At 72.5% G+C, this 24,413-nt stretch carries 18 protein-coding genes; 7 read left to right on the top strand and 11 right to left on the bottom strand.

Annotation, left to right across the window (positions count from 1 at the left end; translation table 11 throughout):
* Positions 1 to 11: 11 nt before the first annotated feature.
* Positions 12 to 3,971 (top strand): S8 family serine peptidase, encoded by a 3,960-nt coding sequence (locus JOL79_RS24640; RefSeq protein ID WP_210158255.1) that lies wholly within the window; start codon positions 12 to 14, stop codon positions 3,969 to 3,971.
* Positions 3,972 to 4,020: 49 nt separating this feature from the next.
* Entirely contained in the window at positions 4,021 to 7,752 is a 3,732-nt protein-coding gene (locus JOL79_RS24635; protein ID WP_210158254.1) for a S8 family serine peptidase, read from the top strand.
* 43 nt (positions 7,753 to 7,795) lie between these two features.
* On the opposite strand, the gene JOL79_RS24630 is transcribed toward JOL79_RS24635, so the two are convergent.
* Positions 7,796 to 9,025, bottom strand: coding sequence for a putative hexosyltransferase (locus tag JOL79_RS24630; RefSeq protein WP_307848701.1), 1,230 nt, complete (start codon positions 9,023 to 9,025; stop codon positions 7,796 to 7,798).
* A 432-nt stretch (positions 9,026 to 9,457) separates the two neighbouring features.
* On the opposite strand from JOL79_RS24630, the gene JOL79_RS24625 reads away from it, so the two are divergent.
* From JOL79_RS24625 to JOL79_RS35575, 5 genes are all read left to right on the top strand, one after another.
* Positions 9,458 to 9,655: a hypothetical protein gene (locus JOL79_RS24625; protein ID WP_210158253.1), complete on the top strand. Its 198-nt coding sequence runs from the start codon at positions 9,458 to 9,460 to the stop codon at positions 9,653 to 9,655.
* 69 nt (positions 9,656 to 9,724) lie between these two features.
* Positions 9,725 to 10,321: a MauE/DoxX family redox-associated membrane protein gene (locus tag JOL79_RS24620; RefSeq protein ID WP_210158252.1), complete on the top strand. Its 597-nt coding sequence runs from the start codon at positions 9,725 to 9,727 to the stop codon at positions 10,319 to 10,321.
* Between the two features lie 34 nt (positions 10,322 to 10,355).
* Positions 10,356 to 10,823 carry a signal peptidase I gene (gene lepB / locus JOL79_RS24615; protein WP_210158251.1) on the top strand — a complete coding sequence of 156 codons (468 nt, stop codon included), beginning with the start codon at positions 10,356 to 10,358 and terminating at the stop codon, positions 10,821 to 10,823.
* 80 nt (positions 10,824 to 10,903) lie between these two features.
* Complete coding sequence (locus JOL79_RS24610) at positions 10,904 to 11,431, top strand: TlpA family protein disulfide reductase (protein ID WP_210158250.1); 528 nt, start codon at positions 10,904 to 10,906, stop codon at positions 11,429 to 11,431.
* Positions 11,428 to 13,209, top strand: a complete 1,782-nt coding sequence (locus JOL79_RS35575) for an ABC transporter ATP-binding protein (RefSeq protein ID WP_210158249.1) — start codon at positions 11,428 to 11,430, stop codon at positions 13,207 to 13,209. Before JOL79_RS24610 ends, JOL79_RS35575 begins: the two co-directional genes overlap by 4 nt.
* A 16-nt stretch (positions 13,210 to 13,225) precedes the next feature.
* On the opposite strand, the gene JOL79_RS24600 is transcribed toward JOL79_RS35575, so the two are convergent.
* The 10 genes from JOL79_RS24600 to JOL79_RS24555 all read right to left on the bottom strand — a co-directional run bounded on the left by JOL79_RS24600 (position 13,226) and on the right by JOL79_RS24555 (position 24,329).
* Complete coding sequence (locus tag JOL79_RS24600) at positions 13,226 to 13,594, bottom strand: group I truncated hemoglobin (RefSeq protein WP_210158248.1); 369 nt, start codon at positions 13,592 to 13,594, stop codon at positions 13,226 to 13,228.
* A 193-nt stretch (positions 13,595 to 13,787) separates the two neighbouring features.
* Complete coding sequence (locus JOL79_RS24595) at positions 13,788 to 14,354, bottom strand: RBBP9/YdeN family alpha/beta hydrolase (RefSeq protein ID WP_210158247.1); 567 nt, start codon at positions 14,352 to 14,354, stop codon at positions 13,788 to 13,790.
* A gap of 2 nt (positions 14,355 to 14,356) precedes the next feature.
* Positions 14,357 to 16,072, bottom strand: coding sequence for a chloramphenicol-biosynthetic FADH2-dependent halogenase CmlS (cmlS, locus tag JOL79_RS24590; protein WP_210158246.1), 1,716 nt, complete (start codon positions 16,070 to 16,072; stop codon positions 14,357 to 14,359).
* An 11-nt stretch (positions 16,073 to 16,083) separates the two neighbouring features.
* Positions 16,084 to 16,728 carry an LbetaH domain-containing protein gene (locus JOL79_RS24585; RefSeq protein ID WP_210158245.1) on the bottom strand — a complete coding sequence of 215 codons (645 nt, stop codon included), beginning with the start codon at positions 16,726 to 16,728 and terminating at the stop codon, positions 16,084 to 16,086.
* On the bottom strand, positions 16,725 to 18,086 hold the full coding sequence (locus tag JOL79_RS24580) for an ANL family adenylate-forming protein (RefSeq protein ID WP_210158244.1): 1,362 nt from the start codon (positions 18,084 to 18,086) through the stop codon (positions 16,725 to 16,727). The genes JOL79_RS24585 and JOL79_RS24580 overlap by 4 nt, the downstream gene beginning before the upstream one ends.
* The gene (locus tag JOL79_RS24575) at positions 18,087 to 18,773 is read right to left on the bottom strand and encodes an SDR family NAD(P)-dependent oxidoreductase (protein ID WP_210158243.1); all 687 of its coding nucleotides are present in this window, start codon (positions 18,771 to 18,773) and stop codon (positions 18,087 to 18,089) included.
* A gap of 5 nt (positions 18,774 to 18,778) precedes the next feature.
* Positions 18,779 to 19,081 carry a hypothetical protein gene (locus JOL79_RS24570; RefSeq protein ID WP_210158242.1) on the bottom strand — a complete coding sequence of 101 codons (303 nt, stop codon included), beginning with the start codon at positions 19,079 to 19,081 and terminating at the stop codon, positions 18,779 to 18,781.
* Between the two features lie 66 nt (positions 19,082 to 19,147).
* Positions 19,148 to 20,476: an MFS transporter gene (locus tag JOL79_RS24565; protein ID WP_210158241.1), complete on the bottom strand. Its 1,329-nt coding sequence runs from the start codon at positions 20,474 to 20,476 to the stop codon at positions 19,148 to 19,150.
* The gene (locus JOL79_RS35570; protein ID WP_210158240.1) at positions 20,473 to 22,944 is read right to left on the bottom strand and encodes an ATP-grasp domain-containing protein; all 2,472 of its coding nucleotides are present in this window, start codon (positions 22,942 to 22,944) and stop codon (positions 20,473 to 20,475) included. The genes JOL79_RS24565 and JOL79_RS35570 overlap by 4 nt, the downstream gene beginning before the upstream one ends.
* A 77-nt stretch (positions 22,945 to 23,021) precedes the next feature.
* On the bottom strand, positions 23,022 to 24,329 hold the full coding sequence (locus JOL79_RS24555; protein WP_210158239.1) for a condensation domain-containing protein: 1,308 nt from the start codon (positions 24,327 to 24,329) through the stop codon (positions 23,022 to 23,024).
* Positions 24,330 to 24,413: the final 84 nt, after the last annotated feature.

The following is a 24,413-nucleotide window of genomic DNA, read 5'->3' as shown; positions in this document are numbered from 1 at the left end:
AAGGGACAACCATGTCCATAGGTTTCAGACGTGTTCCGGCCTTATTCGCGGCCGGGACGCTCCTGGCCACCGCGATGTTCACCGGAGGACCCGCCGCGGCCGACGACGATCCGCCGGCCGCCGACGCGCCCGCCGCGCACACCCTCAAACTGACCGACGGATCGGTGCTCCGCTGGTTCGACGACGGCACCGGCACCCTGACCGGCAAGTCCGGCACGACGCGGCCGTTCCCGGTCCCCCGGCCGCACGGCCGCACCTCACTCGGCACTCCGCTGGCACCCACCGCCGACCTGCTGCGGCGCCGCGTGGACGCCTCCCGCCTCACCCCGTACACCGTGGGCTCGGCCGTCGGAGCGGCCGGCTCCGCGGTGCGCCCCCAGACCATGAACTACGGCCCGGTCGCGATTCCCTCCTCCGTGCTGTCGGGGGCCGACGCCTTCGCGCGGGCGACGCCGCAGACCGCGACGCCCCGGCCGTCCCCCTCCCCCGGCGCGGTGCCGGCCAACGCCGGGCTCACGACGTCGTTCCAGTCGTACCTGAACAGCGGGGGCGTCAACGCCGTCGGCGCCTTCGCGGACACCGCGACCTACCTGAACGCGCTGCCGGGCGCCGGGCAGATCGTCACCAACGTCTCCCTCGGCGACCTCACGGACCAGTCGATGGCCGACTCCGGCGACGAGTACGTCCGCGCGTACGGGCCGACCACGATCGTGAAGGACGGCCGGCGCTATCTCGACTACCCGTCGATGCCGCTCATCCCGACGTACACCTCGGACAACGACGGCCACCTCGACCCGTCCGGCGCGATCGAGGGTCAGGACCCCAACCTGTCCGAGGTCCTCATGGACTTCTCGGTCATGGCGCCGCTGCCGCACGACCGGCAGCGCCCCGAGGCGACCGGCAGCGGCGCGACCGACCTGCTGGGCATCGCCCCCGGCGCGCAGTATCGGCTGGTCGTCCCCGAGGAGCCGTCGGCGCACGGCATCGCCGTGGCGCTGCGCGCCGCCGCCGGTCAGCGTCCGCGTCCCACCGTCATCACCGCCAGCCTCGGCTTCGGCACCGACATGTCACTCGGCTTCCCCTCGCGGTGGCTGGAGGACGACCCGGAGATCCGGGCGACGCTGAAGGACATCGTCGACTCGGGCGTCGTCGTGGTCGTCTCGGCCAACGACGGGACACGGCTGGCGCTGCCCGTCTCGATCGGTCCCGACGGCGGCAGCACCCCGACCGAACGGACCTCCCGCGCGGCCGAGCAGACCAGCATCGACGACGTCGCGCCCACCACCACTCCCTCCAGGGTGCGGGACACCGGCGTGATCGACGCCGGCGGGACCACGGTTGACGACACCCTGACCTCGCCGGACGTCCGGACCGCCGTCTATCCGGCGACCCGCTACAACGGCGTGACGAGCTACTCCACCGGCTTCGGCAGCCGGGTCGACCTGGCCGCGCCCGGCGACAACCTGCCCACGCTGATCCACACCTCCGACGGCACCGGTCTGGTGCTGAACGGCGGCACCTCCGCGTCCGCGCCCATGATCGCCGCCGCCGCGGCGAACGTCCTGGCCGCCGCCTCCGCCACCCATCAGAAGCTCACGCCGGCACAGGTCCGCGATCTGCTGATCGCCACCGGGCGGCCGGTGGCCCAGCCGCCGCAGGGCGACCAGGAGTTGCACGTCGGTCCCCAGCTCGACGTCACCGCCGCGGTGGAGAAGGTGCTCGCCCGGCGCTTCTCCATCGAGACCTCCGCCGTGCGGCTGTCGGTGGCCCACCGGCAGCTGCTGTCGTCCGACAGCGCGACGTCGTTCGTCGAGGCCACCGACCCGGCCCACCTGGACCTGAACGGCCCCGCCGACTTCTGGGGCACCCCATCGGGCCAGAACGTGGTCTCCCCGATCACCTTCGGGCTCGACCTGACCGGCCGCCACGACGGCCTGACGTACCGGCTGCGGGTGGGCGACCGCGGCGTGATCGCCTCGGACGGCCCGAGCCTGCGGCTGCTCCCCCGGGAGATCCTCGCGGCCGCCGGGATGGCGCAGGCCGCCGGCTCCGACCGGACCGTGCCGGTGGTGTTCGAGGCGCTCGACCGCGGCAAGGTCGTCGCCTCACGGCCGGAGCGGCTCACCTTCACGGCGACGGACGGCACCTACACGGGCCCGCTCGCGCCCGAGCTGCCCGGTTCGGCGCCGCTCGGCTCGCCGGTCACCGTGCGGTACGACCTCACCGGCGTGCGGAACCTGACCGAGCCCGCCCTGGTGCTGTCGTCCGTCGGCCACTGGAGCCCCCTGGCTCTCAGCGAGAAGTTCCGGGTGCAGTGGAGCACCCCGCTCACCGCCCTCAAGGGGACGGTGACGATCCCGGCGTCGGCCTTCGCCCCGGGCGGCGCGGGCATCTACGGCGTCGGCGTCAGCCAGCAGGGCGTGATCTTCGGCGACTTCCGGGCCATCCGCGTCGGCGTGGGGGCCGGCCAGCGGCCGGAGGCCCCGCTGCTGTCCACCGGGGGTCGCGGGCAGGCGCACGCCGTGGGCCTGACCCGATCCGCGCCGAAGCTCACGATCTCGTGGGACACCCGGAAGGTGCCGGGCGCGGACGGCGCGGCCGTCGAGTTCCTCACCCCCGCGCCGTCCCTCTACGGCTCGCTGAACACGGTCACCAACCAGAACGGCAGCGGCCGCGACGACAACGGCGTCGACCACGCCTCCACGCTGCTCCGCGCGCTGCCCTCGGCCAAGGGCACCACCGTGCTCGACCTCACCGCCCTGGGCCTGCCGACCGGCGTGCAGTATCCGGTGCGCGTCCTCGCCACCCGCAAGGGCGTGCCGGTCGGCCAGGCGTCGCCCACCTCGTTCGTCGAGTACCGCGACGGCGACCTCGTCACCGGCGCGCTGGAGAACTTCGAGGTCGAGGGCGACACCGCGCTCATCGCGACGGACGAGTTCGCCGACGCCGCCGACGGCTCGACCCATGTCGCGAAGTCCGCGACGACGCCGTACTCGCTGAAGACCGGCAGGCTCGGCGACCCGATCGCCAGTGAGTCGAACGGCTCCCGCATGCAGGAGGTCGTCGGCACCGACCCCGGCACCGGTCACACGCTGATCGTCCGGCCGTCGTTCGGGGTCAGCGCGCCCGCGCAGATCGAGCTGCGGGACACCCGTACGGGAGCGAAGATCGCCGAGGCGCCGCTCACGGACGGCGTGAACGCCCAGTGGACGCTGTTCCAGGGCGGCGCGATCGACCACACCCGCCACCGGGCGGCCCTCGCGACCTACGACGTGAGCTCGGGGCTGGCCCGGGTCTGGCCGGTCGACATGGCGACGGGCGGGATCGGCACCCCGATCCCGGTCAACGCGGCCTCTCCCGGACGCTCGTTCAGCAACCTCAGCGTCGACGAGTCGACCGGCACGTTCTTCGTCGCCACCTCCGGCACGCTCGGCGCCTGCCTGTCCGGCCGGGTGCCGTACTGGGCCGTCCGGGTGGACCTCGACGCGGGCACGGCCTCGCCCCTCACGACCATTCCGGCCTGCGCCGCCGGGCTGCTGCCCGACGGGAAGGGCGGCAAGGTCTACCTGCTCAGCGGGGCCGCCACCCCCGACTACAGCAGCGGGCGCTTCCCGACCAGCAGCTGGCTCGCCGCCGACCAGTCCACGCTCACCGGGCCGTCCCCCGCCGACCTCGGCACCCGGGGCCCCGCCTGGGCCGCTCTGGACGAGGTGAACCACGTCGCGGTCGTCGCCCACCTGTACGAGGTGAACACCACCGACGACAACAACGCCCAGAGCGAGATCACGGTCATCGATCCGGCCACCGGCGAGGTCCTGGCCCGTCACCCGGTCATCAACCTGGGCAACTCCACCCTCGCCATGTCGAACTTCGACTTCACCAGCAGGCGGGGCCTCTTCCTCGATCCCGCCACCCGGACCGGCTACGTGGTCAACCCGTACGGCAACGGCCTGGAGCGGTTCCACTACTGACCCGCGGAACCGCCGCCTCATCCCCTCACCCCCTTACAAGGAAGCTCTCGTGTCACATCCCCCCTCCCTCGGGAGACGGCTACTCGCCGTCGCCGCGGCCCTGGCGTCGTTCGCGGTGATCCCGCCCTCGCACGCCGACATCCAGGCTCCGGCCCCTCCGAGCCCGGCCCCTGTAGGCGCGGGCCCCGCTGCCGGGACCGCCGGCGGGCCGCGCACCATCACTCTGATCACCGGCGACCGTGTCGTCGTCGGGCCCGCCGGCACCGTGTCGGTGCTGACGCCGGCCGGCACGCCGGCGCGCGCGCACGTCACCACCGCCGGACCGGACACGTACGTCTACCCGGACAGCGCGGTGCCGTACGTCTCGGCCGGGCTGCTCGACCGGCGGCTTTTCGACGTCACCCGGCTGCTCGGCTACGGCTACGACGACGCCCACGTCGATCACCTGCCGCTGATCGTCACCTATAAGGAGTCCGCCGCCGGGCTCCGCGCCCAGCGGGCGCCGGAGGGCGTCACCGACGTCCGGGCGCTGAGCAGCGTCAACGGCGCCGCGTGGGCCGCCGACCGGGGCAGGGCCGCTGAGTTCTGGGCCGCCCTCACCGGCGCCGCCGCCGCTTCCACGCCCCGGGGGCGAGCCCGGGAACCGGAACAGGCACGGGCCGCGGCGCCGTCCCTCGCCGCCGGGATCGCCAAGGTCTGGCTGGACGGCAAGGTGAAGGCCGACCTCAGCGACTCCGTGGCGCAGATCGGCGCGCCCGGCGTGTGGGCGGGCGGCGACACCGGCCAGGGCGTGGACGTCGCCGTCCTCGACACGGGCGTCGACGCCGGGCATCCCGACCTGTCGGCGCAGGTCGCGGAGAGCGTCAGCTTCGTGCCCGGCGAGGACGCCACCGACCGGCACGGGCACGGCACCCACGTCGCGTCCACCGTCGCCGGCACCGGCGCCGCGTCCGGCGGCGAGGAGAAGGGCGTCGCCCCCGGCGCCCGTCTCCACATCGGCAAGGTGCTGAGCGACGAGGGTCAGGGGCAGGACTCCTGGATCATCGCCGGCATGCAGTGGGCCGCCCGCGACGCGCACGCCAAGGTCATCAGCATGAGCCTCGGCGGCGACTCGCCCGGCGACGGCACCGACCCGATGAGCCAGGCCGTCGACGAGCTCAGCGCCGAGACCGGCGCGCTGTTCGTCATCGCCGCCGGCAACGCCGGACTCAACGGCGACCGCACGGTCGCCAGCCCCGGCGCCGCCGACGCGGCGCTCACCGTCGGTGCGGTGGACGGCGCGGACCAGCTCGCCGACTTCTCCAGCCGCGGCCCGCGCCTGGTGGACGACGCGCTCAAACCCGACATCACCGCGCCGGGCGTCGACATCCTCGCCGCCCGCTCGCAGTACTCCCCGCGCGGGGAGGGGCAGTACCTCACGCTGAGCGGCACGTCGATGGCCACGCCGCACGTCGCGGGGAGCGCCGCGCTGCTGGCCGCCGAGCACCCGGACTGGACCGGGCAGCGGCTCAAGGACGCGCTGATGAGCTCGGCGAAGCTCACCCCCGGCTACGGCCCCTACCAGGCGGGCACCGGGCGCGTGGACGTCGCCGCGGCAACCCGGGCCGCCGTCGTCGCCACGGGCAGCGCCTACCTGGGCATCCACTCCCCCACCAAGGAGCCGGACGCCAGGCCGGAGGGCACTTTGACCTACACCAACACCGGGGACGCCCCGGTCACCCTGGACCTGTCGTTCGACGGCTCCGGCCTCCCCGCCGGCCTGTGGTCGCTGTCCGCGTCTCGGGTCGAGATTCCCGCGCACGGGGAGAGCACCGTCACCGTCGCCGCCGACCTGTCCCGGGCGGAACCGCAGACGACGTACGGCGGTCAGGTGCTCGCCAAGGGTTCGGACGGCGCCGTCGTCGCGCACAGCGTCGTCGGCGTCAGCACCGGGGAGAGGCCCAGCCGTCTCACGGTCACCGCCACGGGCCGGGACGGCGAGCCGATGCCCGGCCTGATCAGCATGATGCGCGAGGGCGACCCGGCGGGCCTGTACTACTCGTTCGTCACCTTCTCCGGACAGGTGAGCGCGCTGCTCCCGAACGGCACGTACTCGGTCTGGATGTGGGGAGACGTGCGCGGCACCCACGGCCCCGACTCCCTGGGCATGGCGCTCCTCAGCGCCCCGACGGTCGTCGTCGACGGCGACGCCACGCTGAAGCTGGACGGGTCGGCGCTCCGCGAGGTCAAGGCCGTCACGCCGAAGGAGTCGGCCGGCACGAGCGTCCGCGTCGACTATCACCGCACCCTCGGCGACACGGCCTCCGTCACCGACTCCGTCGCGGGCGACACCGTGTACGACAGCGTGTGGACGAATCCCACCGCCAAGCCGGCCGCGGGCCAGCTGTCGGTCACCGCGCGCTGGCGCAGGACGCAGCCGCCGCTGTCGGTGGCGAACGGCGCGGACTCCTACGACGATCTGTGGCTGCAGCCCGGAGGCGGACTGCTCCCTGAGGGCACGTCGAAGGTCGACGCCGTCTTCGCGGGCGGCGGCGCCCCGGCCGACTACGCCGGGATCGACGCCAAGGGGAAGGTCGCGGTCGTCCGCTACGGCGACACCGACGTGCAGGTGCCCGCGGCCGTCGGCGCAGGCGTGAAGCTGCTGCTGATCGTCAACGACGAGCCCGGCCGGCTCCGCGAGCCCCTCAGCCGGACGCCCCTCACGGTGGCGTCCCTGACGAAGGACGAGGGCGAACGACTCATCGCGCAGCTGGGACACGGCCGGGTGCGGCTCCAGGTGACCTCCCACCCCGTCACGGACTACCTGTACGACCTGGTCCGCACCTGGAGCGGCACGGTGCCTGCGGACCTCACCTACGCGCCCGCGCAGCGCGACCTCGCCAGGGTGGAGGTCGACTTCCGCAACGACGCCGCCGACGAGGTGGACGAGTACCGCTACGACCTGTCCCCCGGCCTGACCGCGAAGGTCGGCACCACCCAGCTCAGCCGGTCGAAGGGACACCGGACCGACTGGGTCACCCCCGCGCGGTGGATGAGCGAGGCGGAGGTCCCGAGGGAGTCGATCCAGTACGGCGGCGGCGTGTCGTACCAGGCCGGGCAGACGGTCCACGAGCAGTGGTTCGGCCCCATCCAGCGGCCGAGGATCAACGACGCCGTGAGCGCCCCGCTGCGCGACGGCGACACCCTGGAGGTCGAGGTGCCGGGCTGGGGTGACTCCGGGGCGAACCACGCCGGTCTCGCCGTGCCCGGCGAGCTCTCCCAGAAGGTCTCCCTCTCCCAGGGCGGCACGCCTGTCGCCGAGACGGAGGGGTCGTACCTCTACGCCGGCCTGCGTCCCGGCCGGCTGGACTACGCCCTCACCACCACGACCGAGCGCGACCCGGCGGTCTACCCGTACTCGGTGAAGACGAGCACCACCTGGCGTTTCACCTCGCGCACCGCCGAGCCGGGACGGCCGGCCCGGTTGCCGCTGATCCAGCTCGACTACGGCGTGGACACCGACGCGGCCGGGCGGGCGTCCCGGTCGGCGAAGCTCACGCTCACGCCGTCCCATCTGCCCGGAGGCCCCGGCTCCGGCACGATCCGCACCGTGGGGCTCGCCGTCTCCTACGACGACGGCGCCACGTGGCACGAGCAGCGCCTCGACCGGAAGGGTGACGGCTGGACGACCACGCTGCACGCCCCCGGCGAGGCGGTCGACCTCACCCTGCGCGCCACCGCCGCCGACACGGCCGGAAACGGCGTCGAACAGACCGTCGTCCGTGCCCTCGGCCTGAAGTAGCGCCGATACGCGTCCCCGGCCCACATGGGCCGGGGACGCCCGGTCAGCCGGTCCAGGAGCTGTTCATGAAGGACATCAGCATCGTCACCATGAGCGGCCCGATCACCGTGGCGTAGAGGATTATCACCGAACGGCGGCGGGCGCCCGCCCGGCCGATGAGGACCCACAACGGCCACCACAGCAGCGCCGAGCGGGGAATCGACATGTAGAACGTCGAGGTGACCAGCACGCCGACCTGCAGTCCCACATAGACGAACTCGGCCCAGCGGCGGGCGAACAGCAGCCAGAGGAGCAGCAGGATCCCCACGATCGCCGCCGCGATCTCCATCCGGAACATCGGCGCGAACCCCTCGTCGCCGCCGGTGGAGTCCCATGTGGTGCGGAACGCGTCCCACGGCCAGACCAGTTTCCGGCCCCAGCCGGTCTCCTGGGCGTGGTTCCAGGCCAGCCAGTTGCCCGTACGGGTGTACTGGTAGGCGGCGTACGCGAAGAGCGGCGCGAACGGCAGCGCCAGCCAGAGCCCTCGCCACCAGCCCGCCCAGCCGTCCCGCCGGATCCGGCTCACGACGAACTCGACGATCAGCGCCACCGCCAGGAACAGGCCGGTGATCCGCACGCAGGACGCCCCGGCGGCCAGCGCGCAGGCCAGCGGCCAGGCGCGGCGCCGGGCGGCCAGCCAGGCGGGCAGCGCGAAGGCGAGGAAGAGCGCCTCGGAGTAGCCGGCGAAGAGGAAGACGGCGGGCGGGCACAGCAGCAGGGCCAGCACGGCCCAGCGCCCCGCGCCGGTGGGACCCTCCAGGTCGGCGAGCCGGGCCAGCGCCACCACGGCCACCCCGCCGGCGACGAACGAGATGATCAGCCCGGCCAGGGTCCAGTCGTCGATCACCAGATGGACCGCGCGCAGGGCCAGCGGCAGTCCGGGGAAGATGGCGGGCAACCCGGGATCGGGCGGCAGGTCGGGGTCGCCGTCGTAGCCGAACTGGGCGATCTTCCGGAAGAGATCGACGTCCCAGTACTTCCACCGCTCCAGCAGCGGGGCGTGGTTCTGGCCGGAGACGAGCAGGATCCCGTATACAGCCACAATGATCATGCCGGCCCTGCTGCCGATCCACATCAGCAGCGCGTCCCTGGCGGTGGCGCTCCTCCATACCGGCTCGGCGGCGACCTCGCCGGGCGGAGGACTCGCGTCCCCGTGCTCGGGCTCCTGCCGGACCGGCCCGGCCGGCTCCCCGCGTTCCGGATCGCGGTCGGTCTCCTGGGCGAACGCCGTCACGTGCCGCTCTCCTCTCGCACCTGTTGTCGGACCGGTCCTTCCCCCACCCGGCCGGGGAACCACCGCGCCGACGGTCATGATCGCGGCCGGGTTCCGTCTCGGGACGGTCGGGCGGCCGAGCGGCCGCTCCCATGATCGGTCATGATGTCAAGGGCGGGGGGTCCGGCGCCAGACCGGGCCGGCCGGGGCGGGCGCGGCCCGCGGATGACGTACGGGTTTCCGGCGGCGCCCCCTGTCGCCCCTGAACCTTTCATGACCACGCGTGTCATCCCGCCCGCACCGCCGGCGGCGACCCCGCACGTCACGGCGCCGAGGCGGTTGACCGCCGGGCCCCGCGCGCCGCCGCCAGGGCCTCACCGCGTTGATCTCCGGCACCCCGGTGAGAACGTGAGAGCGGCTGCTTCGCCTGATCAGCCGTGAGGAGGGAGTCCGATGGTTCGCACGTTCCAGTCCTGGGGTGACCGCCTGCTCGCCCGCCTGGTGCCGAGGACCGAGGCGTCGGCCGCGGTGCCGTGCTGGTGTCCGGGCTACAGCCAGCCCGGCCCGAACTGCCCCTGCAACAACGGCGTGCGGCAGATCTGCTGCTACGGGGGCAACTACGGCTATTACTGCTACTCCCAGGCCTGCTGAGGCCGGGTACGGCGGGCCGTGGCGGGCGACGTCCGCGCGGCCCGCGCCCCCCGCCGCGTGGGGCGGCGCGTGACCACCCGAGCCAAGCCGAACGGGGAATCCGTGGACTACCTGCTCCTCGCCTGCCGGATGACCGTCGGACTGACCTTCCTGGTCTCGGTCGCCTCGAAAGTGCGCGGGCGGGAATCCTGGTCGCGGTTCGCCGAGGCGACGGCGCGACTGCTGCCCGGCCGTACGGCGGCCCGCCGCCCGGCGGCCCGCCGCCCGGCGGCGGCGGTGCCCGCGGTCGTGGCGGCCGTGGAGGCGGCGGTCGTCGTGCTGGCGGCCGTTCCCGCCACGGCGCCCGCCGGGTTCGCGCTGGCGCTGGCCGCCCTCGCGGCGTTCTCCTTCGTGATCCGCGGGGCGATCCGCCGCGGCCTGGCGGTGCCGTGCCGCTGCTTCGGCGGCCGGAACCTGCCGGTGGGGCCCGCGGACCTCGCGCGGAACGCCGTGCTCGCCACCGTCGCCCTCTGCGGCCTGACGCTCACGGTCCTCGTCCCCACCGGCGGGACGGTCGAGCCGGCCGGAGCGGTGGTCGCGGCCCTGGCCGCGCTGCTGGTCACGGTCCTGGTCGTGCTGTCGGGAGACATCGCCGACCTCTTCGGGCTCGCCGGGGAGAGCCGGTGAGCGCGGCCCGCCCGGTCGCGCGGGGACCCGCGCCGTGCTGACGGTCGTGCTCGTCGCCGTGGCCGTGTCGCTGTCCGCGTCGGTCTGCGGCCTGGCCGCGGTCGCCCTGCTGCGGCGGCGGTTCGTGGTGGTCGACGTCTCCGGTGACAGCATGCGGCCGAGCCTGCGCGCCGGGGATCGTGTCCTGGTGCGCCGCGTGCCGCCCCGGAGCGTGCGGACCGGCGAGGTCGTGGTGGTCGAGGCGCCGCGGCCGCGGGCCCACCAGCCGGAGCCCGGACACAGGTGGCACGTCAAGCGGGTCGCGGCGGTCGGGGGCGATCCCGTGCCCGCGCGGGTCGCGGACGCGCCCGCGCTCCGGGACGCGGACCGGGTGCCCGCCGGCCATCTGGTCGTCCTCGGCGACAACCCCCATGCCAGCCTCGACTCGCGCCAGCGCGGCTTCGTACCGGCCGAGCTGGTCCTGGGCGTCGTCCTGAGGCCGTTGCGGCGGCCCGGCCGATGAGCGCCGTCGCCTTTCCATGAGTCCCTTCGCCTTTCTATGAGTCCTGTTGTCTTCCCATCCGGCCCGAGCAGGGAGATCCCATGCCCTTCCTCATCGCCCTCGTCGTGCTCGTCGGCGTCCTGTGCGCCGTCGACCTGGTCCTCTCCGTGGGCATCATCCGCAGGCTCCGGGAGCACTCGGAGGCGCTGTCCGCGCTCGGCCGCGGGCCGGCGGTGATGGCCCCGGCGGGCTCGCCCGTCGGGCCGTTCACCGCCGTCACCACGGACGGGGAGACCGTCTCCGACGACGCGTTCTCCGGGACGTCCACACTCGTGGGCGTCTTCTCGCCGGGCTGCCCGGCCTGTGCCGAGCGCATGCCGTCGTTCGTCGAGGCGGCCAAGAACCGCGCGGGCGGCAGAGCGTCGGTCCTCGCCGTGCTGGCGGGACGCGAGGAGGAGGTCGCGGCCGAGCGGGCCGCGCTCGAACCCGTCGCCCGCGTGGTGATCGAGACGTCCGGCGGCGGCCTCACCCGGGCGCTGTCGGTCAACGGGTTTCCCGCGTTCGCGCTGGTCGACGCCTCCCGCACCGTCGTCGCGAGCGGCACGAGCATGGACGGCCTGGGCGCGTGAGAGCCGTCTGGGCGGCTGTCCGGCTGGCCTGGGAGTCGGGCCGGGCGCGGCTGGCCGCCTACGGAGCGCTCACCGCGGCCGGCGCGCTCATCCCGCCGGCCGTCGCCTGGCTGACCAGGGCGGTGCTCGACCTGCTCACCCACGGTGCGGCGACGCCGGCCGCGATCGCCTGGCTGGGCGCGGCCCTGACCGGATGCGGGACGGCGGCGGCGGTCCTTCCCCAGGTCACCCTCTACCTGCGGGAGGAGATCGGCCGCCGCGTCGGCGTCGTCGCGCAGGACCGCCTGTTCCGCGCCACCGAACGGTTCGCCGGGCTGGCCAGGTTCGAGGATCCCGCTTTCCTCGACACGCTCAGGCTCGCCCTGCAGTACGGCGGCGCGACGCCCGGCATGGTGGTCATGGCGGCCTTCGGCGTCGTCAGGTCGGCGCTGGCCTGCGCCGCGTTCCTCGGGGCGCTCGCGCTGATCAGCCCGTGGATGGCCGCCTTGGTGGCGATCACCGCGGCGCCCGCCCTGGCGGCCGAGATCTGGCTGTCCCGGCGCCGCGCCGCGATGCTGATCGGGATAGGCCCCAACGAGCGCAGGGAGCTCTTCTACCAGGATCTGCTGCTGAGCGTGCCGGCCGCCAAGGAGATCAGGCTGTTCGGCCTCGCGGGCCACCTGCGCGGGCTGATGCGCGAGCAGCGCACGACCGCCAACGCCGAGCGCCGCCGCGCGGACCGCCGGGAGCTGACCGTGCAGGGCGTCATGGGGGGCGCGAGCGCGCTGCTGGCGGGAGCCGGTCTGCTCTGGACCCTGGTGGAGACGCTCGGCGGCGGCCGGACCGTCGGGGACATCTCGCTGTTCGTGGCCGCCGTCGCCGGAGTGCAGGCGGCGATCACCGGCCTGGTCGGCGAGATCGCGACGATCCACGGGCAGACGCTGCTCTTCGGCCACTACCTGACGGTGCTCACGGCCGTGCCGGACCTTCCGGTGCGGCCCGACCCACGGCCCGTGCCCGCGCTGGCCCGGGGCATCGAGTTCCGCGACGTCTGGTTCCGCTACTCCCCCGAGCACGAATGGGTGCTGCGGGGTGTCTCGTTCACCGTCCCGTACGGCCGCTCGGTGGGCCTCGTCGGGCGCAACGGCGCGGGGAAGAGCACGGTGGTCAAGCTGCTGTGCCGGATGTACGACCCGGACCGCGGTTCGATCCTCTGGGACGGCGCCGACCTCAGGGACCTCGACCCGGCGGAGCTGCGCCGGCGGATCGGCTCGGTCTTCCAGGACTACATGACCTACGACATGAGCGCGGCGGAGAACATCGGCCTCGGCGACCTCGCCGCGATGGGCGATCGCGACCGGATAGCCGAGGCGGCCGGACGGGCGGGGGCCGCCGGTTTCGTCGCCGCGCTGCCGCGCGGCTACGACACCCTGCTGTCCCGGATCTTCCTCGACGGCGGCGAGACGGGCGTCCACCTGTCCGGCGGCCAGTGGCAGCGGCTCGCGCTGGCCCGCGCCTACCTCAGGGGCGGGCGGGATCTGCTCATCCTCGACGAACCCAGTTCCGGTCTCGACGCGGAGGCGGAGCACGAGATCCACAGTGGGCTGCGCCGGCACCGGGCGGGCCGGACAAATCTCCTTATCTCCCATCGCCTGGGCTCGATCCGGGAGTCCGACCTGATCGTGGTCCTCGACGAGGGACAGGTCGCCGAGCGCGGTTCCCACGACGAGTTGCTCCGCCTCGGCGGTCTGTACGCCGGTCTCTTCGCCATCCAGGCGGAGGGCTACCAGGTGGGCTGAGGCGACGGGCCGGGCGTCACGCGACCGCGGCGCCGTCGACGATCTCCGCCTTGAGCGGGGCCAGGGCCGACGCGATGGCGCCGATGGTCTCCGCCGGCACGCCGCACGCGGCGAGTGCCCCGGCCAGATGACCAACCACCAGGTCGAAGTGCTCCCCCGGGATCTTCAGTCCCGCGTGGGCCTCGCGCATCGACTTCCCGCGATACTCCTGCGGGCCGCCGAGCGCGGCGGCGACGAAACTCCGCTGGTGGGCCTTGAGCTTCTTCATGTCGACGTCCGCGAAGTAGCCCTGGAGGGCGGGGTCGCCCACCACACGGGTGTAGAACTCCTCCACCGTCGCGTGCACCGCTCCGGCCCCGCCGATCTGATCGAAGATGGACGCCATACCGGTCTCTCCCGCCTGCCGTCTGACAACCTGTCACACAGGAGGATCACCACGCGCCGTTCCATCGCCATGACGCACCGTGAGGTCCTGTGTATCGAACGCATCACGCCCTTGACGTACCCGAAACACGGTCATCGTGCGGGGGGCCAGGCGCGGCCGGGCCCGGGATCCGCGTCCCGGGCCCGGCGGGCGGTCAGCCGGTGAAGGCCCCGGTGAGCAGGGCCCAGCCCTCGGGCCAGTCGCCCAGGCCGGAGTCGGCGTTGATGTGTCCCTTGCGCCCGACGTTCACCAGGTCGGCGCCCATGATCCCGGCGACCTCGGTGGCGTGTCCCAGCGAGCCGTACGGGTCGTCCTCGCTGGCCACCACGACCGCCGGGAACGGCAGCCGCTGGTATTTGGGGGCGTCGAACCCCACCGCCTGCGAAGGGAACTCGGGCCCGCCCGGATCGGGCAGGGCGACGAGGAGGGCGCCTGCCACGCCCGCGTCCTCGCACTCGTCGGCGTGCTCCGCGACCCACTGCGGCACCAGCGCGCAGCCGAGGCTGTGCGCGACGAGGATCTTGGGACCCTCGACCGCGCGCAGGGCCTCGTCGAGGTCGCGCACCCACACGTCGCGGACGGGGTCGTCCCAGGAGCTGTGCTCCACCCAGACGCCCCCCGGCACCCGGGCGTGCCACCGGGCCTGCCAGTGCCCCGGCCCGGAGTTGCCGATCCCGGCGAGGTAGACCAGCGTGGCGGTGGGGCCGTGCGTGAAATCCATGCTCAGACCTCGTACTCGACGCCGACGCCGTCGAAGCGCAGGCGATCCTGGATGAAGACGCGCTCGTCCTTCTTGTCGAAGCCGGACAGCAGGCCCGCCTCGAACAGCCGGATGACGATCTGCGAGCTCACCTCCTGCATCCCGGAGTCGTTGAGCTGCTTGATCAGGGTGCGGTAGCTCACCGTCTCTTTGGTGACGCTCTGGAAGATCTCCCGCTGCTCCTCCCCGACCGGGAACTTGATCATATCGAGGTCGTCCTCGTTGGCCAGCACCTGCTTGCGCTCCAGCCGGAAGCTCAGCGGCTCGACCTTGTAGTAGGGCTTGAGCCGCACCTCGTCGCCGGTCCACTGGAGCCGCGTGATGCGGTTCAGCTGCTTGGTGAGCCCGCTGATCCAGCGCACCCGGGCGAAGTTGAGCTCGTTCTCGGAGAACTCGTCGCTCAGATCCTTCCGCTGGTGCCGGCCGATGGCGATCATCGTCGACGCCCGGTCGCGGAAGTCGGCCACCGAGGCCTCCGGGTTCGCGGAGTCGTCCGCCACCAGCCGGTTGAACCACCGCAGGCGGCTCAACCGGTCGTCGTCCGACTCGCTGATCCGGCGCTTGAGCCAGAACTCCGACTCCGGCTCCGTGAAGGAGGCGAAGGTGTAGAAGGAGGCCAGGAACTCGTGGTACTGCTCGTAGGTCTCGCGGTAGCTGCGGTTGTACCAGGCGTGGACCGCGTCGCGCTCGTCCTCGTGCCGGGTGATCCGGTCGATCCCGGCCGCCGCGCAGACCGCGGACTGGGTGGCCAGGTGGACGCCCTGGGAGAACAGCGGGTCGGTGAAGCAGGCCGCGTCGCCGCACAGGAAGTAGCGGCCGGCGGAGAACCACTCGGAGTCGTAGGACCAGTCGTGGACGATGCGTACCTCGTCGATCATGTCCGCGTCCCCGAGGATGGCCGTGGCGCGGACGGCCTTGGCCAGGGTCTCGCGGTAGAAGCGCTCCGGGCCCAGTTCCTTGACCTTGCCCGCCATGGACCGGTCGACCACCAGGCCGACGCTGTATTTGTCGTCCTTGAGCGGGATCATCCAGACCCAGCCGTCCTCGAAGGTGATCGAGAAAGTGGTGCCCTTGAGGTCGCCCTCGAACGGCTCCTTGCGCTTGAAGTAGGACCACACGGCGAAGTTCTTGTAGAACTCGTCGTAGCGGCGGATCTTGAGCTGGCGCGCCAGCGGGCTGCCGGCGCCGCCCGCGTCGATGACGAAGTCGCTCTCGACCACGCGGGAGTCGTCGCCCTGCCGCACTTTCAGCGTGACGCCGTCCGGGCCGGAGACGTCCACGTCGGTGACGGCGGTGCCCTCGTGGACGGCGATCCCGCGCTCGCGCACCTCGCCGAGCAGGAGCGCGTCGAACTCCTCGCGCCTGACCTGGATGGCGTGGTCGAAGACCCACGGGGCCGTCTTGGGGGTGGCGAAGGAGAACGTCCAGGGCGCCTGGTCCTGACCCCACAGGAAGGTCGCCGAGGGCTTCTTCACGAAGCCCGCCGCGTCGATCTTCTCCTGGAGGCCCAGCCGGTGCAGGACCGACAGCGTTCCGGGCAGGAACGACTCACCGACCCGGTATCGGGGGAAGTGGCCCTTCTCGTAGACCTCGACCTCGTGGCCGAGCCTGTGCAGGGTCAGGGCGGCCACACAGCCGGCGGGACCGGCGCCGATCACGGTGACCTTCGCTCGCTTCATCATTGCCTTCCTCAGGACGTCTTGATCGACTTGATCCGGCTGGGGACCAGGTGGGAGTGACCGCTCGCCGGGTTCTCGAACAGGGTGATCCCGGCCTGGAACCTGCTGCCGCTGCCCGCATCCACTCCCGGGGCGATGGTGCAGCTCAGGCCGAAGTAGTTGTCGTCGCCGATCTCCACATCGCTCCCGCAGTGGAAGTTCGGCGCGAAGAAGTTGTTCGAGCCGACGCGCGAGTGGTGCCCGATGGAGCAGTGGTAGTGGACGACGTTGAAACCGCCCAGGACGGCGTCCGCGCCGACGTAGCAGTCCGGCCCGATGATGTTGCCGGCGCCGGCGATCTGGGCGGGGCCGACCCGCGCGGCCGGATGCACCACGTTGACCGCGTCGAGCCCGTGACCGGCGATGAGGCCGTCGATCAGCGGGCGCCGCAGGGCCGGGTCCGCGAGGGCCAGCACCACACGGGTGCCGGGCTCGGGGGCGAAGTCGTCCAGCGCGGCGCACAGCTCCACGGGCGCGTGCACCGGCTCCCCGGCCACGGCCAGGTAGCGCGCCACACGGTAGTCGTCGTGCCCGGCCGCCACGAGGTCGCCGAGGTAGCGGGCGACCTCGACCGCGAACGTGCCCGCTCCGATCACGACGAGACCGGTGCCGGTCATGACAGCGCCCTCTTCTTCTTGAAGCGCTCGGAGACGGTGACCGAGTCGATCAGGTTGACCTTGGTCGGGATCTTGAACGCGTCGACCTTGTCCGTCAGGAAGTCGACCACGTGTCTGCGCAGCTCCGCCCGGGTCATCTCGCCGCGCGGCCTGACGTCCGCGCACACCGTCTGGCCGGTGATGGCGTTGGGCCTGCCGTAGACCACGCAGTCGTCGATGAGCGGGCTGCCGAGCAGGATCGACTCCAGCTCCAGCGGCAGCACCTTCTCGCCGCCCACGTTGATGACCTCCGTGGCGCGGCCCCTGACGGTCATGAAGCCGTCCGCGTTCTGCTCGACGAGGTCGCCGGTGCGGAACCAGCCGTCCTCGGTGAGCGCGTCGCTCGGGTAGTTGAGGTAGCCGAGGAACTGGGTGCGGCTCCTGAGCTGGAGCTCCCCGTCCACGACGCGGTGCTCGACGTTCGCGTCGTCGATCCGGAAGAAGGTGCTGCGCGACGACTCGCTGGTCGTGGTCGAGATCCCGGTCTCGCTGGTGCCGAACGTCTGCAGCAGCCTGACCTTGGGGAAGGCCGCGTTGATCCGCGCCAGCAGTTCCTCCGGCATCGGCTCGGTGCCGTACGTGATGAGGCGCAGGCTGCTCAGGTCGAACTCGCGGTGGTAGCCGCCGATCAGGATCAGGTTCAGGAACGTCGGGCTGGTCGGCAGCAGCCTGATCCGGTGCTTCTCGATGAGCGCACAGATCTCGTCAGGTGTGCGGCGCCGGGGCACGATCGCGGTTCCGCCGACGCGCAGCGCGCCGAGCAGCGAGTTGAGCCCGCCGATGTGGTCGAAGAGAAGGAACATCAGGATGTTCGCCGGGCGGCCCGCCGCCCGTGCCCGGGTGCCGAGCTTCTCCGCCACGATCGCGTCGAGGTTGTGCAGGATCGCCTTGGGCACGCCGGTGCTGCCGCTGCTCAGCAGGACCAGGCCGGACGCCCCGGCGGCTACGAGACTGTCGTAGGCGCCGGCGGCGTCCGGCGCCCCGGCGATCGCCTCGATCTCCACGTCCGCGCCCGTCCGCAGCAGATGCCGCGGCGAGCAGGACGCCGTGACGGTGGTGAGCACCGTCTCGGTGAGGGTCACCACCGGCACCACGACGTTCCGGTTGACGTGGAGCGCCAGCAGCGCCGTGATCGACGGGAAGGAGAAGTCGCCGTTGAGGACGACCACGTCGTGGGGCAGCACGCGGTGTTCCGCCAGGACCGCCCCCAGCCGGCGTATCTCGTCCGCCAGGTCCCGGTAGCTGTACGCCGCGTCCGCGTCGACGACGGCGACCCGGTCACCGAGCTCGTCGAATCTCCTGACAATCGCGTCCCGCATTCAGTGAACACCCCCAAGAAAGAGCGTCTCCCCGGTGACGAACGAGGACTCCGGAGAGATCAGGAACTCGACCGGCCCGGTGATGTCGGCCATCGTGCACATGCGTTTGAGGGTCTGCCGCCCGATCAGGTCGTCGATCTTCTCCCTGGGCACCGTCCGGGTGAGGACGGTGTGCACCGGCGGCAGGCCGATGCCGTTCACCCGGATGCCGAGGTCGGCGACCTCCTTGCTCATCACCCGCGTGAGCTGCTCGACCGCGCTCTTGCTGGCCGAGTAGACCAGTTGCCCCGCCAGCGCCCACGGCACGGCCACCGTGGAGACGTTGAGCACGGCCGGGGAGCCGCCGCTCTTCTGGAGGAGCTTGACACTCTCGCGGCAGCAGTTCAGCACGGCGAAGAAGTTGACATCGAAGATCCTCCGGGCGACGTCCTCGGGGGTCATCATGAAATGGTTCATGTTCGCGACCCCGGCGTTGTTGACCACCGCGTCGAGATATCCGTACTCGGCCCGGACGGCCCGGCACATCGCCCTGATCCCTCTGCTGTCGGTGAGGTCCACCTCGTGATGGCGGTAGCCGGGGTGATCGATGGTCGACGCCCTGCGGCTGCATCCCACCACCTGGTGGCCGCGGTCGAGGAAGTGCTCGGCCAGAGCCCTGCCGATACCGGTCCGGGTGCCGGTGATCATGATGATCATGAGGCGGCGGCGAGCCGCATCTCCTCGTCGATGAAGTCGATCAGCCGCCTGACGCTGCTGAACGGGCTCACCCGGCGGGAGACGGCCTTCTCCGAGGTCAGTGAGATCTCGACGTCGAACTCGTCCTCAAGCGCCTCCTCCACCAGCGCCAGGAAGTTGACGAGGTGCATGGAGTCGAAGACACCCGCGTCGCCGTAGAGCACCACGCCGGGCAGATCCTCGGTCGGGATCTTCTCGCTCCTGCGCTCATTGAGCTCCTCGACGACACCCGTGATCAACGCGAGCAGTTGGTCGTGCATGACAGTGGCCTTCCGTTGTGGGCTGGACGATCGGACTTCCTGCGGCCGTGGGCGGCGGGTGCGTGGCTACGCCGCGGCCGCCCCATCGGGCTCCGGTTCCAGCGCGTCATGGTGCTCCGCGCGCGCGAGTCTCGCCCCCACCAGCGAGGCGGCGCCCGCGGTGAACAGGAACAGGACGGCGAGGCCGATCATCCCCGCGGTGTGCAGGCTGAGGACCACGGCCAGGAGCAGCGGGCCCGCGATGCCCACCGCCGCCCCGCCGAGGCTGAACACCGACAGATACTCCGTGCGCAGCGCCGGGGGCGCGTGCCGGTAGGACAGCTCCCAGCCGCCGACCGCCTGCAGCATCTCGCCGCAGGTCAGCAGAATGGTGGCGACCACCAGCAGGCCGATCGTCAGCCACGTCCGGGAGTACGACGAGGCGACCAGGGTCAGGCTGGACGCGGCCAGCACGACACCGGCGCCGCGCAGCGCCCGGGTGCCGCCGCGTGAGTCGCCGACCCGCTTGGCGAAGTGCACCTGGAGCGCGATCGCCAGCACCGTGTTCACCGTGATCAGGGCGCTGAGCAGGCCGGCGGGGGCGTCCGTCGACTCCACCAGCCAGAGCGGCAGGCCGATGCCGAACAGCACGGTGTGCAGGAAGAGCACGCCGTTCACGGTGGTCAGCGCGAGATAGCGCAGATCCCGCAGGACCGGCAGCAGCCCGCTGTGCCAGCGGGCGGGCCGGTCCGCGGGAGCCGGCACCTCGACGTGGACCAGCCCGAAGAGCCCGGCCGACGCGACACAGCACAGCGCGCCGAGCAGCAGGATGGACCGGAGCATCCAGACGTCGCCGAAGCTCAGGAACGGCGCGGCGGCCAGGGCGCCCAGGCACATGCCCACGTTCGAGACGGAGCCGATGACCCCGAGCGACTTGGTCTGATCGCGTTCGCCGACGGCGGCGCCCACCACCAGCTGGACCATGGGGAGCACCGGCCCCTGCGAGATCATGAACAGGGAGGCGAAGAGGGTGAAGGTCCAGACGTTGTCCGCGAAGGCCAGGGCGGCGAGCCAGGCCGCCCGCCAGACCTGCACCATGCGCAGCAGTTGCAGCGGTCCAAAACGCCTGGCCAGCATGCTCACCGGCACCGTCGTGAGGAAGCCGGCCAGCCCCGCGACGGTGAGGCCGGTGCCGACCTCGGCGGTGCTCAGTCCGACGCCCTTGACGAAGAAGACGGTGCCGCCCGCGAGGTAGAGACCGCTGCCGGTGGCGTAGACCACGACGGCGGCCACGATGACGCGCCCGGCCCGGTTGGGCAGGACGTAGCTGCTGAGCAGGCCCCGTAGCGCGTTCGCCGCGCGGTGCGCCCGCCCGTTCGCAGAGCCGTTCGCAGGTCCGTTCGCCGAGCCGGTCACAGGGCATCACCGGCCGTCAGCGGCTCGATCTCCGCACGCACCAGCTCCGACGCCTCGTCCAGGGCCCGGCGGCAGTCATCGGGGGTCTCCCCGGTGACGATCACCGCGGCCAGCCGCGGCACCACGCCGCGAGGCGGCAGCAGCAGCCGGGCTCCGGGCTCCGCGAGCCGGACCACCTCCGCCACGCCGGGCACGGCCGCGGCGGCGGACACGTCGACCGAGCGGACCACGCAGTCGTGCGGCGGGTAGACGAATCGGACCTCCGCGCAGATGTCGCGGACCTGCGTCGCCGCGGGCCGTACGCCGAGGGCCAGGTCCACCGCGGCGGCGGTCAGGTCGACGCCGGTCGCCAGCTTGCCGAGGTAGGGGATGAAGTCGCCGCCGAGGCGCCCGTTGAGCTCGACCAGCCGCGGCCCCGCCGCGGTGAGCCGCACCTCCGCGTGGGTGAGGCCGGTCCGCACCCCCAGCGCCCGGTGGGCCTCGACCACCATGTCGACCAGGTCGTCCGCCCACGGCTCCCGCCGCCAGGGCGAGACGAGGTGACCGACCTCCTCGAAGAACGGGTCGAAGCCGAGCCGCTTGCGGGCCACGTTCACCGGCCGGACATCCCCGTCGTGGACGACGGAGTCGACGCTGATCTCCGGCCCGGACAGGAACTCCTCCAGCAGCAGGCCGTCCAGCGGTTCGAGACCCGGGTAGGCGGCGCCGGCCGCGTGATGCCAGAGGCCGCGCAACTCGCCGGCGTCGTGCACGACCAGCACGCCGACGCTGCCCGCGAGCGATCGCGGCTTGACCACCACCGGATAACCGAGCGTTTCCGCCGCGCGCAGGGCCTCCTCCTGGTCGTGCACGTGGGCGAACCCGACCGCGGGGAGCCCGGCCTCGCGCAGCAGCAGGCGGGTCGTCAGCTTGTCCCGGCAGTTGCGGGCCGCGGCCGGGGACATGTGCGGCAGATCGAGGCGCGCGGCCGCGGCGGCGGTCACCTCCAGCACCACCTCGTCCCAGGTGAAGACCCCCGCCCGGCCCGGGGCGGCGGCGACGCACGCACCCACCGCCCGGGTCAGCGCGTCCACCCCGGAGTCCGCCACGACGCCGTGCCCGGCGAGATAACCCGACTGCCAGGTGGGCTCGGCGGGACCGACCAGGGCCACCTCGCACCTGGCGGCGGCGTCGGCGAACGCGTACTCCCGATAGGCCCGGCCGCCGCTGCCGACGAGCACGATCCGCTCGGGCGCGTCCGGGTCGACCTGGACGCAGCGGAAGTCGAACTCCCGGATCGTCCGGCGGATCGCCGTCTCCACCTCGGCGGTGCTCCGGCCCCGGAACCGGAACCGGGCGCCGGAGTGCTCGTAGCCGGGGAGATCGGCAAGCGTCTGGCCCACCACCGGCACCCGCCGCGCGTAGGGACCGGCGTCCCCGTCGGTCCCGTCGTCCGTGCGCGTCCCCGCCGCCACGACCCGGCACGGGCGGGCGACCGGCGTCGGCACGAGCAGCCAGCCGCCGAGCTCGGCATCCAGCTCGGCGCGGTGGACGTCGGGCAGAGGCTCGCCCATTTGGAGTGCGAAGGCGGCCGCCATCAGGTCGACGCCGTGGACCTCCTGCCACAGGAAGGGCACCTCCGCGCCGCCCGGCCGCGCACCCACCTCCAGCACCCGCAGCTCCGGCGCCTCGGGGACGCCGGACAGGAACAGCTCCAGGTGGAACACCCACGGACCGTCGGACAGCGCGCGCACCACTCGGGTGGTGAACTCGCCTATCGCCTTCGTCAGGCCCGGATCATCCAGCTCCACCGAGCCGAGGGCCGCCCCCTCGGTGAACTCCAGGCAGGTGTTGAGATAGCGCGAGGCCCGAAAGGCCCCGAGGCCGGTTCCGGTCGCCACGCCGTCCACGTGCAGGATCTCGTCCGGCACGTAGGGCTGCACCAGCATCGGCATGTCGCTGGGGAAGACGTACGCGTCGAGTTCCCCGGGCGAGCCGAGGCGGGTCACTCCGGCACTCGCGGTCCCGCGTACCGGCTTGACCAGCACCGGCCAGCCGTGGACGGCGGCGAAGGCGGCGATCGCCTCGCGGTCCGGCGCGGGCTCGGTGGCCGGGACGGGGACGCCCGCCGCGGCCAGGCGGCGGGCCATGGCCAGCTTGTCGCGGAACGGCGCGAGCTCGCCGGGGGTCTCTCCGGGGACGCCGAGCTCCTCGCGCAGCTCGGCCACGATGTCGAGATCGACCTCGTGCAGCGCGATGATCCGGGCCGGCCGGCCGAACTCCTCGATCAGGGAGGCGACGGCGGCGCGCACGGCCTTGCCGTCCTCCGTGCTCCGCACGGTCCGCACCGCCGCGGCGCCCTCCGGCAGTGACGCGGCGGCGCGCACGGTCGTGACGTAGCTGACGCGATTGGCACCGTGGTCGGCGTACGACGCGTAGTCCGCGTAACGGTCGCTCCACCGGTGGATGACGATGATGTGGTCGGGCACTGACCCTCCCCGTGGTTTGCCAACGACGATCGGTCTGCGGGCGGCCGGGCCGCCGGTGAGTGGGAGCGGGTTGAGGCCTACTCCGGACCCGCGGCGGCGACCAGGATGTCCCGCAGGAGCAGCAGCAGCCCGGTGACCTCGTCGAAACCGGTGCCGGCCGAGTTCTCCCGCAGGGTGCAGGTGAGCGCCTCCCCGGCCTGCACCTGGAGATAGAGGGGGGCGCCGATGTTGCGTCCCGCGGTGCCGGTCCGGATCTGCTCGTCGACGGAGGTGTGCTCCTGCTGATATTCGCCGAGGTAGTTGAAGAAGTAGCGGAAGAAGCCGCTGACCGAGCCGTCGAAGGAGCCGTTCACCGAGCCGCTGTAGCCGTGGACGCGCCCCAGTTCGAGGACGTCGTCCACGTTGTACGCGCCGTGCCGGTAGGAGCGCAGGGAGTCCCAGTGGACCCGGCGTACCAGTTCGCCGAAGTCCTCCCCCGGCTCCGGCGCGACCACCAGCGGGACGATCTGGTTCTGGGCGGCGACCAGCTTCTCCCACTGGGGGTCGCTGCGGTTGTGCGCGTAGACCGCCACCAGCATCCGGTCACGGCCGGTCCTGCGCCGGACGGCCAGGCAGAAGGCGGCGAGCACGACCGACGGCAGCGAGACCTCCAGCCGCTCCGCGATCCGGTTGGCGGCGTCACCCGCCTCCTTTGAGCCGAGCCTGGCCCAGCGGGTGGACAGCGTCGCCGTGCCCTCCGGCCCGTCGGTACCCGGCTCCCGCTCCATCGCGGGAGCGGCCTCGAAGACGCCCTCCCAGAACTTCCGGGCCGCCTTCCGCCGTCGTTCCCTGGCCGCCGACCACTGCTCGGCGGCGAGTTCGCGGCCGGTCGGCGCCGGCTCGGTGATGCGCAACCCGTCCGCCAGCAGCAGGAACTCCTGGTGCAGCTGATTGATCGCCCATGCGTCGACCGCGATGTGGTGGAAGCAGATGACAAGGCGGACGGGGACTCCCCCTGACGTGACCACGCAGGCGCGCCACGGCCGGTCCTTGGCGAGGTCGAAGGGGTCGGCCCCGGCCCGCGCGGCCGCGTCCTCCGCCACCCGGGCGGGGTCGTCGCCTCCCTCGACCGTGTCCAGGCGGACCGGTGCGACCGGCCAGACAGCCTGGACCAGGTCGTTTTCGCCGTCGGGTTCGTACCGGGTGCGCAAGGACTCGTGCCGTTCCTCAAGCGCCTCCAGGGCCTGCTCGACCGAGGGGAGGCTCGCGCCGTCGGGAAGCGCCCATGTCTGGGGCAGGTTGCAGGCCTCCGAGGGAAGTCTCTGGATCGACCGCCAAAGCGAAAGCTGACCGAACGTCAGCGGGGCGTGAATAACCGGCACCTGCTCCACGACCTGAAACCTCACCGAAACAAAATGAGTTTTGAAGGAGCGCACAGACAGGGCCCGGCCGCCCGAATCCCTCGGTAAGGGCGTCCACTCTGACACCCA

It is taken from the genome of Microbispora oryzae, assembly GCF_017896165.1.
Taxonomy (GTDB): domain Bacteria; phylum Actinomycetota; class Actinomycetes; order Streptosporangiales; family Streptosporangiaceae; genus Microbispora; species Microbispora oryzae.
Note: the sequence above shows the minus strand (reverse complement) of the source record. Positions and strands in the feature narration are given on the sequence as shown.